The organism is Ruegeria sp. O4, from assembly GCF_056535125.1.
Map to the genome: position 1 here is coordinate 1 of NZ_JBQERO010000007.1, position 11,895 is coordinate 11,895.

At 56.5% G+C, this 11,895-nt stretch carries 12 protein-coding genes; 5 read left to right on the top strand and 7 right to left on the bottom strand.

The genetic code is table 11. The features are described 5' to 3' along the window. Positions 1–100: 100 nt before the first annotated feature. A complete protein-coding gene (locus ACR0J7_RS10135) occupies positions 101–946 on the bottom strand; it encodes an EamA family transporter (protein ID WP_480483616.1) in 846 nt (281 codons plus the stop codon). A gap of 129 nt (positions 947–1,075) precedes the next feature. Here ACR0J7_RS10135 and ACR0J7_RS10140 point away from each other — a divergent pair, with 129 nt between their 5' ends. After that, positions 1,076–1,525, top strand: a complete 450-nt coding sequence (locus ACR0J7_RS10140; protein WP_480478526.1) for a group II truncated hemoglobin — start codon at positions 1,076–1,078, stop codon at positions 1,523–1,525. 69 nt (positions 1,526–1,594) lie between these two features. Here ACR0J7_RS10140 and glnT read toward each other — a convergent pair whose 3' ends face one another. From glnT to ACR0J7_RS10170, 6 genes are all read right to left on the bottom strand, one after another. Next, a complete protein-coding gene (gene glnT / locus ACR0J7_RS10145; RefSeq protein WP_480483615.1) occupies positions 1,595–2,923 on the bottom strand; it encodes a type III glutamate--ammonia ligase in 1,329 nt (442 codons plus the stop codon). Between the two features lie 81 nt (positions 2,924–3,004). Continuing rightward, positions 3,005–4,333, bottom strand: coding sequence for an FMN-binding glutamate synthase family protein (locus ACR0J7_RS10150; protein ID WP_480483619.1), 1,329 nt, complete (start codon positions 4,331–4,333; stop codon positions 3,005–3,007). A gap of 20 nt (positions 4,334–4,353) precedes the next feature. Continuing rightward, on the bottom strand, positions 4,354–5,037 hold the full coding sequence (locus ACR0J7_RS10155) for a protein GlxC (RefSeq protein WP_480483614.1): 684 nt from the start codon (positions 5,035–5,037) through the stop codon (positions 4,354–4,356). Position 5,038: 1 nt separating this feature from the next. Next, the gene (locus ACR0J7_RS10160) at positions 5,039–5,968 is read right to left on the bottom strand and encodes a class II glutamine amidotransferase (RefSeq protein WP_480914109.1); all 930 of its coding nucleotides are present in this window, start codon (positions 5,966–5,968) and stop codon (positions 5,039–5,041) included. 147 nt (positions 5,969–6,115) lie between these two features. Next, positions 6,116–6,331: a hypothetical protein gene (locus tag ACR0J7_RS10165; protein WP_480483612.1), complete on the bottom strand. Its 216-nt coding sequence runs from the start codon at positions 6,329–6,331 to the stop codon at positions 6,116–6,118. 11 nt (positions 6,332–6,342) lie between these two features. Further along, positions 6,343–7,716, bottom strand: a complete 1,374-nt coding sequence (locus tag ACR0J7_RS10170) for an ammonium transporter (RefSeq protein ID WP_480483611.1) — start codon at positions 7,714–7,716, stop codon at positions 6,343–6,345. 340 nt (positions 7,717–8,056) lie between these two features. Here ACR0J7_RS10170 and ACR0J7_RS10175 point away from each other — a divergent pair, with 340 nt between their 5' ends. The 4 genes from ACR0J7_RS10175 to ACR0J7_RS10190 are packed head-to-tail and all read left to right on the top strand — an operon-like array spanning position 8,057 to position 11,894. Next, entirely contained in the window at positions 8,057–9,202 is a 1,146-nt protein-coding gene (locus ACR0J7_RS10175; RefSeq protein ID WP_480508321.1) for an aminomethyl transferase family protein, read from the top strand. A 55-nt stretch (positions 9,203–9,257) separates the two neighbouring features. Continuing rightward, a complete protein-coding gene (locus tag ACR0J7_RS10180) occupies positions 9,258–9,854 on the top strand; it encodes a dimethylamine monooxygenase subunit DmmA family protein (protein WP_480487939.1) in 597 nt (198 codons plus the stop codon). Beyond that, on the top strand, positions 9,851–10,813 hold the full coding sequence (locus tag ACR0J7_RS10185; RefSeq protein WP_480508325.1) for a PDR/VanB family oxidoreductase: 963 nt from the start codon (positions 9,851–9,853) through the stop codon (positions 10,811–10,813). Before ACR0J7_RS10180 ends, ACR0J7_RS10185 begins: the two co-directional genes overlap by 4 nt. Before the next feature lie 13 nt (positions 10,814–10,826). Further along, positions 10,827–11,894: a heme-dependent oxidative N-demethylase family protein gene (locus ACR0J7_RS10190; RefSeq protein WP_480508327.1), complete on the top strand. Its 1,068-nt coding sequence runs from the start codon at positions 10,827–10,829 to the stop codon at positions 11,892–11,894. Position 11,895: the final 1 nt, after the last annotated feature.

Here is an 11,895-nt window from a genome sequence, read left to right on the forward strand (position 1 = left end):
CCTGCTGGCCAACACCCTCACCGCCTGCTGCCGCGCAAACAAACTCCCAGAACCAGAAGGCCTGACCGCCTGATAAACACGGGGGCCGGAGCGGGGCGTTTCAGAGTGCAAGGTACCCTATACCTGCAAATGCAACACAACACCCAAGCCACTGCTGAAGAGCCATTTTTTCCTTCAATATGGCCCAGGCCAGAACTACGGTTAACAACCCAAAAACGGATGCCGAGACCGAGGCAAATTGTGCATTGGGCAAACCACCCGCTGAGACCACGCAAAGGATGGCAACTGCATCCAGAACACCCATCACACATAACAGGGGCATCGCTTGGGGTCCGGGCCAAATTGCTTTTCCAGATGCCACAGCAACCATCCCCAGAGTCAGGATTGCCGCCAATCGGCTGACCAGCGAGACCGAGTACTCGTTGCTAAGCTCGGTTGCATATTGTCCTAGGGCAAAGGCCGCCGCGAAGCCGACGGCCGCAACCAGCGACAGCAGTATTGTTGGGCCTGTTGCCGGATACACCACCGCATCCCGTTCGGACTTGGCTGCGACCACGGAAACCCCGATGCCAATCGCAATGACGGCAAGCCAATGCAGCGGGCTGATAGTTGCACCACGCCATATGGCCAGCAACACGGACAAGACCGGGTAACTCGCGACAAGTGGCGCAACCAACCGAACCGGGCCACGCTGAAAAGCGGCATACATGCTGATACCCGCCAACAGATAAAACCCGCCCGCGGCGACAGCGGTGAACACTGCGGCACCAGAAATCGAGTCAAATGTACCCAGCGTCACCGTCAGACCAAACTGAAGCACCGCGCCCGATATCAGCACGACCATCAGCGACGCGATCACGCTGACAGACTGGCTGACATAACGTACTGCCAGATCGTGTATCCCCCAGCAAAGTGCCGCGACCAGGCCAAGCGCCAGAGCAGTCATTTTGTCATCACCATCATCGGCTTTGTTTCAATCCGCTTGAGACCATGCATACGTCAAACTGTCACTGGTATTAAACTTATTTTCCTGTTATGCAATATTATTGAAGCCAAAGGCAGTAAGAGGCAGCACATGACGTCTGCATTAGAGCAACTTGGCGGTGAGAGCCGGCTGCGCAGTCTGGTTGAGCGTTTCTATGATCGGATGGAAACGGATCCGGCAGTTTATTCCTTGCACAGGCTACACTTTCGCGGCCATGGGCTAAACCATACCAGACAGGCCCAGTTCGAGTTTCTCAGCGGTTTTCTGGGAGGGCGGGCCTATTACCGCGAACGATTTGGTCATATGGACCTGCGCGAAATTCATGCGCATGTCCCTATCCGCGAAGCTGATGCCGAGCTTTGGCTGGAGACGTTTGACGCCGCGCTGGCGGATTGCGGCATGTCCGGTCCGGTTGTCGATAGGATGCGCGTGACGTTGCGCAGGGCGGCGCTCATGCTGGTCAATGACGTACCTGACTGGCGGCTGGAGGCGGATGCGGGCGCAGATGCCCGTGACACACAGCGTGAAAAGAGCGACTAACTTCGCGTGGCCATCGCAGAAACAGGGCCGCCTATGGCGCGGCCCCGATATGCAACCCTGCAATCCGACTTAGATATCGAGCGTGTTGTCTTTTTCCCAGCGCGAGAAATGGGAAACAAAAGAGTTCCATTCCTGATGCTTCATTTTCAGGAAAGCTGACGAGAATTCGGAACCCATCATCGCCTTCAGCTCTTTGTCCTTGTCGTATTCGCGCAGCGCATCAAGCATGTTCAGGGGCAGTTTCGGTGCACCGCGTACCTTATGGCCTTCGGCATACATATCGATGTCCCAGCGCTTGCCGGGATCGGCCTTGGACCGGATACCTGACAGCCCGGCCGCGATGATGACGGCCTGTAGCAGGTAGGGGTTGGTTGCGCCATCGGGCAAGCGCAATTCGAAACGTCCGGGGCCGGGAACGCGCACCATGTGCGTGCGGTTGTTGCCGGTCCAAGTCACCGTGTTAGGCGCCCAGGTAGCACCGGATATCGTCCGCGGCGCGTTGATGCGTTTGTAGCTGTTCACCGTGGGGTTGGTGATCGCCGCCAGTGCCGAGGCGTGTTTCATGATCCCGCCGAGGAAGTGCTTGCCGCGTTCTCCCAGACCAACCTCGCCGGTTGGGCCGTCACCCTCTCCTGCGAATACATTGGTTTTGGCGGCATCACCCGGCGCATCCCAGACCGAGATATGGGCGTGGCAGCCATTGCCGGTCAGTCCTTCGACCGGTTTCGGCATGAATGTCGCCCGAAGCCCGTGTTTTTCCGCGATCGATTTTGCCATGAACTTGAAGAAGGAATGCTTGTCTGCTGTGCGCAGGACATCATCAAATTCCCAGTTCATCTCGAACTGGCCGTTGGCATCCTCGTGGTCGTTCTGGTACGGACCCCAGCCCAGGTCCAGCATGTAGTCACAAATTTCGCGCACCACATCATAACGGCGCATCACGGCCTGTTGGTCATAACAGGGCTTTTCGGCTGTATCAAACGGATCACTGATCTGTTCGCCATCCGGGGTCATCAAAAAGAACTCGGCCTCGATCCCGGTTTTGACATGCATGCCCTCGCTTGCCGCTTCGCCAATCAGGCGGCGCAGAACATTGCGCGGGGCTTGCGCGACGTCCTTGCCTTCCATCACACAGTTGCCCGCAACCCATGCCACCTCTGGCTTCCATGGCAGCTGGATCACCGATGACGGGTCCGGCACCGCCAGCATGTCAGGATGCGCAGGGGTCATATCCAGCCAGGTGGCAAACCCGGCAAAACCAGCGCCATCTTCCTGCATCTCGGCAATGGCTTGCGCTGGCACCAGTTTGGCCCGCTGTCCACCAAACAGATCGGTGAACGAGATCATGAAGTATTTGACGCCTTTTTCTTTTGCGAAAGCTGCGAGATCTGTCGTCACGATTGCTTTCCTTTCCCTGTTGAATTTTCGGTTTTCAAAGCAAGAACGCGGCCCCCATTCAGGAGGCCGCGTCGCATATGTTCAGAACCCTTCCTTGCCCGGGTACCAACTGGTTCCCGCTAAGGGCACCCGCGCCATCGCGGCGGCCTCCATGGTCAGGGCACACAGGTCCTCCGGCTCGAGGTTGTGCAGGTGGTTGTGACCGCAGGCGCGCGCAATGGTCTGCGCCTCTAACGTCATGACCTTCAGGTAGTTGCGCAGCCTGCGACCCGCTTCGACGGGGTTCAAGCGCGCGGCAAGCTCTGGGTCCTGCGTTGTGATGCCAGCGGGGTCGCGCCCTTCGTGCCAGTCATCATAGGCCCCTGTGGTCGTGCCCAGTTTCTGATACTCGGATTCCCATTTGGGATCGTTGTCGCCAAGGGCCACCAGAGCGGCGGTGCCAATGGCGACCGCATCGGCCCCAAGCGCCAATGCTTTGGCCACATCTGCACCTGTTCGTATGCCACCCGAAATGACCAACTGAACTTCACGATGCACACCTAGATCCTGCAACGCCTGCACGGCGGGGCGGATACAGGCCAGTGTGGGCAAGCCAACATGTTCGATGAACACATCCTGCGTGGCAGCTGTGCCACCCTGCATCCCGTCCATGACCACGACATCAGCCCCGGCCTTTACCGCCAGTGCAGTATCATAATAGGGGCGCGTCGCGCCGACCTTGACATAGATCGGCACCTGCCAACCGGTGATTTCGCGCAACTCAAGGATCTTGATCTCCAGATCGTCCGGCCCGGTCCAGTCCGGATGGCGACAGGCCGAACGCTGGTCGATGCCTTTGGGCAGGGTCCGCATTTCGGCCACACGGTCGCTGATCTTCTGACCCAGAAGCATCCCGCCACCGCCGGGTTTAGCGCCTTGCCCGACCACGACTTCAATCGCATCCGCCTTACGCAAATCATTCGGGTTCATGCCGTAGCGCGAGGGCAGATACTGGTAGACCAGCTTGGATGAATGACCCCGTTCTTCCGGGGTCATGCCGCCATCACCGGTTGTGGTCGACGTGCCCGCAGCAGATGCGCCACGGCCCAAAGCCTCTTTGGCAGGACCAGACAACGCGCCGAAACTCATACCCGCGATGGTGATCGGAATGTCCAACTTGATCGGATTTTTCGCAAAACGTGTGCCTAGCGTTACCGAGGTATCGCAGCGTTCGCGATATCCTTCCAGCGGATAGCGCGAGATGGATGCGCCCAAAAACAGCAGATCGTCGAAATGAGGGACCCTGCGCTTGGCTCCGCCACCGCGAATATCGTAGATGCCGGTCGCAGCAGCGCGTCGGATCTCGGCATTGATGGGGTTGGAGAACGTCGCCGACTGGATCGGCAGGGTGCGGGGGATCTGATCGTCCATATCTTTCATACCCTTCTTCCTCAGTATGCGGCGGCGTTGTCGATGTCGAAATTGTACAGCTGCCGAGCCGAGCCGTAGCGTTTGAACTCTTCCGGTTTGGCATCACAGCCCGCCCGGTCCAGCAGGTCTTTCAGTATCTCCAGATGTTCGGGACGCATTTCCTTCTCGATACAATCGGCACCAAGACTTTTGACCGAGCCGCGCACGAACAGCCGCGCCTCGTAGAGTGAATCCCCCAGCGCATCGCCTGCGTTTCCGCAGACCACCAGGTTTCCGGCTTGCGCCATGAAGGCGGACATGTGGCCGATATTGCCGTGCACGACGATGTCGATGCCTTTCATCGAAATGCCGCAGCGCGAGCTTGCATTGCCCTTGATCACCAGCAATCCGCCATGGCCGGTCGCGCCGGCATATTGGCTGGCGTCACCATCGACGATGACCTGACCGGACATCATGTTCTCTGCAACACCCGGCCCGACGGACCCTTCTACCTTGATAGTTGCCTGCTGGTTCATCCCCGCGCAGTAATACCCGGTCGATCCCTTGACCGTCACTTCGATCGGCGCATCCAGCCCAACGGCAATTGCATGGCTGCCCTTGGGATTTACAATTTCCCAACGGGTCTGGTTGGTCTCAGAATTTTGTGCCTGCAAGCAAGAGTTCAACCCGCGCAGCCCGTCTGCCTCTAGATCATAGGTCTGCATATCAGGCGGCCTTTTCGTGGGTTGTAGGGCTGTCGTTGTGCGACCAGAAATAAACGGTGGACGGTTCAGGTTCCCAAACTCGGGCATCTTCGATGCCGGGCAGGTTCACCAGGGCGCGATACTCGCTGCCAAAAGCCACATACTGATCGGTTTCAGCCATCACGGCTGGTTTGCACGCGATCGGATCACGCACGACGCCAAAGCCGTCCTTGGTTCCCACGACAAAAGTGAAGAAACCGTCCAGATCATCAATGCTGGATTCCAGAGCCTCGCCCAAGGTGGCACCATTCATCATCTTCCAGGTCAGGTAGGCTGCGCCAACTTCGGTGTCGTTCTCTGTCTGGATCGTTACACCCGCGCGGCGCAGCTTGCGGCGCAACGAGTTGTGGTTGGAAAGCGACCCGTTATGGACCAGACATTGGTCGGACCCTGTATTGAACGGGTGGGCACCCATTGTGGTCACCGCAGATTCCGTCGCCATGCGGGTGTGTCCGATGCCGTGCGTGCCGCTCATTCCGCTGAGGTCAAAACGCTCGGCAACATCCTTCGGCAGGCCGACTTCCTTGTAGATTTCAAGGCTGTCGCCACGGCTCATCACCCGGACCGACGGGCGGATTTCGGCCAGCACGGCGCGTGCAGCTTCGAACTGACCGGCAGGAACTTCCAAAACGGCATGTGTGTCGTTGTTTCTTTGACCAACGGATGTGCCCAGGCTTTTGCCCAACTCGTCCGCAAGGTCGACAAAATCGGTTTCGGGGTTGGGGGACTGAACCGTAATCTTGGTTTCACCCGCCGATTCTGCGCCATAAATCGCAATACCGGCACTGTCGGGGCCACGATCTGTCATCGTGATCAGCATGTCTGTCAGCATATTGCCCAGTTGAGGAGCAAGGGACTGATCTTTGAGGAATAATCCAACAATTCCGCACATGGCTGGCAGATCTCCTTGTGTGTTTCGTTATGATTCGACGGTACCAATTATTCTGCAGGATATCAATAACGGTAGGAAAGTTTTTTTCCTGTCAGGCAATGGACGCATTCATTGATCTTGCGCCCATTGCCGGTTCTCAAAACCGGATCAATAACGATCCAGCTGTGCTTTTACTCTGTCTTCGTCTCCTGCGTGGCGGGCTTTTTCAAGATGCTCGCCCTCGCGGACAAATTGGATACGGTGCCAGCCGATCCAGAAGACGACGCCGATGATGACCATCAGAATTTCGTACCCCTGGAAGGGATAGACCGGGCCGACTTCGGCAAGATCAACGGCCCAACTTGTATATCCGATTGTAGACATAACGTTCTCCTCTATTTCGCGGCTGCGCCGCGGGCGGCCAGCTCTTCTTTGTCAGCCGCGATGATCGCTGCTTTGGCATCTTCGTAGGCATGGTGTTCGGCGTAATCGAGGCCCTGAAGCTCAACCTCTTCCGGTATGCGAAGAACACCGGCAGCAGCTTGCAACTTGGCCACGATCCAACCGGGCATGAAACCCAGCACAAAGAACATTATGACTGCACCGGTGACCTGTCCGACCGGATTGATCGTCGCATATCCTTCGTAAGGCGAAGACGGGACACCCCACAGGACAAACCCAGCAATGATGAGGCCAATGACACCTGAGTACCCGTGCACTGCAACCGCCCCGACAGCATCATCCAGCTTGAACCGGCGTTCGACCCAGTAGTGCAGCTTGTAGACAATCACGACACCGATCGCGCCGATGATCATCGCCTGGATCGGGTGGTACAGGTCATTCCCTGCGGATGCGGTGATAACACCGGCCAGCCCGCCAGAGAACGTCCAGAAGGCATCGCCTTTTGAAACCACATACGCCGCCATCAATCCACCAGACAGAGACATCAGGAAATTGAAGGTGATCGCCGAGAGAGTCGTCGGAGCCAGATAGATGTTTGTTGCGGTCCAGGTCACACCAGTGATCTGCCCGTCAATCGCCTCGGGAGAGATCACCGGAACGTTGCAGGCAGCGTAGAAACCCCAGAAACCGGTGTAGATCAGGAAAATCCCGATCGTCAGCATCCACGGATTGTGAGGTGGAATATCCCGAGGAGTTCCGTCCTTAGCAAACTTGCCAAGGCGTGGACCCAGAACCATGATCACACCAAGCGCATACCCCCCGGCGATCGCGTGAATAACGCCGGATGCATAGGCATCATGATACCCCAGAACACGCACCATCCAGCCGGCATAGTGCCAACCCCATGCGGCATCGATGATCCAAAAGACCGACCCGATCAGCACCGCATGTACCCAAAGGGCCGAAGATCTGATCCGCTCGATCACCGAGCCGGAAACGATCGAGGCCGCGGTCCACGAAAACAGCAGGAATGCGGCCCAGAAGACCCCTGTGATTCTGTCGCCAAGGTTGGTGGCCATTGTGTCGGCCCAAGGCAGATTCGCGGCACCCGCTTCTGCATCCAGACCGCCCCAGAACGGAAAGTTCGGAAAGGCCCAATAGATCCACCATCCGAAGAAGAAGAACGTGACCGTCACCAGCGGGATGATCATGATGTTTTTCATCAATGTGTGCATGTGGTTACGCGCTCGGCTGGCGCCGACCTCGTACATGCAAAAGCCCACATGGATGAGGAACATGAAGACGACCGTTACCCAGTAATAAAACTCGGTAAAGACCGTTGTGAGTGCGTTTAGATTACCATCCACTTCGTAGTCTCCCTGTTGTTGCAGCAGGAGGTCCGCCCGCGCAGAATTTCCTGCTGGGAATATTTATCTACTCAGAGGACATTTTCATTTGCGACCTGTCAATAGATATGTGGGGCAAACACCTTTTAGGCCTGTCCGTGACTTGCGCTTTGATGCATCAAAAACGGACCTAAGCATATGATAAATAATTAACAAATTTCGCTCTCAGGGATGTTTCCAGGGTGCAAAAATTGCAGGCAAATATTCCCAACAGGAAAAAATTCTGCACTCAGGTGTTGATTTTCAATCCAACATCGGCCTCAATGTGGCCAACAAAAACGATCAACGGGAGACCTGAACCATGGCCATTCTTTGGAGGACGTCGGCCCTTGCGCAGCGCCATGCCGAGATCGGCGGCGAGCTTGAGGACTGGAACGGAATGGGGACCGCTTGGTTCTATGACCACAGCCCTGAACGTGCCAAAGCGGACTACGAAGCCATCCGCACCAAAGCTGGTCTTATGGATGTGTCCGGTCTGAAAAAGGTTCATGTGGTTGGCGAGGATGCCGCTTACGTGATTGACCGTGTTACCACTCGTAACGTGGAAAAGATCATGCCGGGCCGATCGACCTATGCCTCGATCCTGAATGCTGAAGGCAAGTTTGTTGATGACTGCATCATCTATCGTCTGTCGGTGAACACGTGGTTGGTGGTGCATGGCACCGGAACAGGTATGGAGCAGCTGACATCCGTGGCGGCAGGCAAGAACTGCTCGGTCATTTTTGACGACGACATGCACGATATGTCGCTGCAAGGGCCGGTCGCCGTTGATTTCCTGGCAAAGCATATCCCCGGCATTCGTGACCTGGCTTATTTCGGCATCATGCAGACCAAGCTTTATGGGTGCCCGGTGATGGTTTCGCGGACCGGGTATACCGGTGAGCGTGGGTACGAGATTTTCTGTCAGGCCAAACATGCTGTGCATCTGTGGGACAGCATTCTGGCTGACGGCAAGGACATGGGCATCGTACCAGTCCAGTTCTCGACACTCGATCTGCTGCGCACCGAAAGCTACCTGCTGTTCTATCCGGGCGATAATTCGGAAACCTATCCGTTCGATGGTGAGACATGTGGCGATACGCTGTGGGAACTAGGTCTGGATTTCACTGTCTCGCCCGGAAAGACCGGCTTTATCGGCGCCGAGAACCATTATGCCTCGGAAGGCAAGGAACGGTTCAAGATCTATGGCGTCAAGTTGGACGGCACGACACCAGCGAACGAAGGCGCGGACCTGCTGCAAAACGGCGAAAAGGTGGGTGTTGTCACCTTTGGCATGTATTCCGAAATCAACGGGCACAATGTGGGTATTGCGCGGATGCCGGTTGCCTGCGCATCGCCCGGAACCAAGCTGACGGTGCGCAACGGAGATGGAACGGAAATAGCGGCGACTGCGGAAGAGATGCCGTTCTACGATCAGGATAAATCGATCAGAACCGCAAAGGGCTGAGTTTCAGGGGGCGCAACGGGCATACCGTGGCGCCCTTTTCCTATTTGAGGGTACAATGTCAAAGTTCGAATTTCCCAAGTCAATCACAAGCCGACCGATCTGGGGCACGCTGGAAGCTCGCAAGGGTGACCATCATCTCATGATCGCCGAAGCCGAAGGCGCAGAAGCCGTTCTCGACATCGCGACGCCTGATCTGATGGCCAAAACGCACCTGATCTATATCCCCAAAGGGACGGACTACTCGGAAAGGTTGCAGGCGCTGAACCCCGCGCAGTTCTACGAAGGACCTTCCTATGCGGCCGCGCTGCAACGCATCCGCCGCGTACTGGAGGACGCGCATATGGGACTGCAGGTCTATCTGAGCGGTACTGAGGGCATGATGGGCCAGGCCATGAACGAGGTGACAGCAGTCGGCCTGCCACACACGGCAATACAGACCGAGCATCGCGGTTCAGTTGCACGCCGGATGCAATGTGTGCACTGCAAAGGCATCACCGAAGATGTCGAGGTTGATCCATTTGTCTGCTCGCATTGCGGGCTGAATCTGTTCGTGCGCGATCACTACTCCCGCCGGCTTGCCGCCTATCAGGGTGTCCGCGTCGACGCCGAAGATCATGGCAACGTGCCCGAGCCGAAAGGGATTTACGAATGAGCGGTGCCGAGAAAATTCAGGTCAAAGTGACCGAAATCACCCCGCTGAATGAACTGGTGACGCGGTTCCGGTTCGAACGCATCGACGGCGGTCAGTTGCCAACATTTTCCGGCGGGGCGCATACCGTTGTCGAAATGAAGGATGGCGGTATCACACGGCTTAATCCTTATTCCCTGATGTCCGACCCGTTTGATCAGTCATCCTATACGATCTCGGTCCGCCGTGATGATGAAGGCAGGGGCGGTTCTTTGTTCATGCACCGTCAGGTCAAGCTGGGTGATGAAATGACCATCAGCTACCCGGTCAACCTGTTCTCGCTTGACTTGCGCGCCCGCAAGCACCTGTTTCTGGCCGGTGGCATTGGCATCACGCCCTTTCTGGCGCAGATCAAGCAACTCGAACTGCTGCACGGGCACTGGGAACTGCATTACGCGTGCCGCAACACGGCATTGGCGTCTTATGCCGAGCAACTGACAGACAGGCATCCGAATGAAACCCATCTGTATTACGACGACCAAAACCAGCAGATTGATCTGAAAAACCTGCTGAGCGGGCAACCCTTGGGAACGCATGTTTATGTCTGCGGTCCCAAGGGCATGATTGATTGGGTGCGCAACACCGCTGCTGCCGAGGGCTGGCCCGAGGATTGCGTCCATTACGAAGAGTTTCTGGCACCGCGACCCGGCAAACCGTTCGAAGTGCGGTTGGCCACATCGGACAAGGTTATTCATGTGGGCGAGAATGAAAGCCTGCTGGAGGCGATCGAACGTGAAGGGGTGGATGCTCCGTATCTGTGCCGCGGCGGGGCCTGTGGCCAATGCGAAACCGTTGTGCTGGATCATGATGGCAATTTCGTTCACCGCGACCACTGGCTGACCGATGAGGAAAAGGCAGCGGGCAAGAAAATCATGCCCTGTGTATCGCGTTTCGAGGGCAAGTCCCTCGTGCTGGACCGCTGAGAGGAGGCCCAACATGACCATTCAATTCAACGACGAGTCCTTCCGCGACGATTATACGTTTCATAACTCGGACTGGGCGATAAAACGCTTTCCGTTTCCGTTCCACGAAGACAGCTACATGTATTCGGTCAACATGGAACAGCATCGCGGCGGGCCCGAAGGGTCAGTCTATGAAAAGCGGTTCGATGTGGACGAACATTACGTTTCGGAAATGAAAGACCGCGCCATCGTTCTGGATCAGGACCCGCTGCGTTGCCAGTCTTTGCCACACATGACATTGGCGGGTTGGGACATTCTGGAACTGATTATGGTTTGCAAGTCCGAGGATTACCCGGATCTGTTTGAACTGCACCGCAACGGCAACCAGTGGCGCTGGATCAACAAACCATTGGGGATTGATCACAGCTTTACCTTCATGGATGAAACCACCCTGCCCTGCGGGCCGATGGAATATATCACCCGTCAGGCCCAGGGTGACTATGCGGTGCTTGATCAACGTGACGACATGCTGTGGATGGATGCCGGAATGGTGACCACCCAGGCCGACTGGAGCCTGGATTTCGACATTGGCATGAACTTTTTCGAATGGCACGCCCCGGTACCACTGGCCCACGAGATGGGTATCTTTCAGCGTGCGCTGAAATTCTTGCTGAGCATTCAGCAGGGCGCACCCGCACGCCGCCTGAACTGGACCATGACGGTCAACCCGCTTTTGGATACCAGCCCGGAGAACTACCATAAATGGGGTATTCAGAAAACCACACTGACACCGGAGAATATTGGCCAAAAACAACATCTTCGGGTCGAGTTGCAGACATTCTTCCGACTACCGCGTTCAAACGCGCTGTTATTCCCAATCCGCTGTTATCTGTGTAGTTTTCAGGATCTGATGACTGTACCGAAATGGGGTCGTCGCCTGCATCGTGTTGTTCGTGATCTGCCAGTGGAACTGGCAACCTACAAAGGGTTCATCGACAACCGGCCGCTGATGCTGGACTATCTCAGCCAGTTCGACGACGGGTTGCCCACCTCGCCCGGGATCTGGCCGGATCTGGAAACGGAACCCCCCTTGTCAAAGTAAA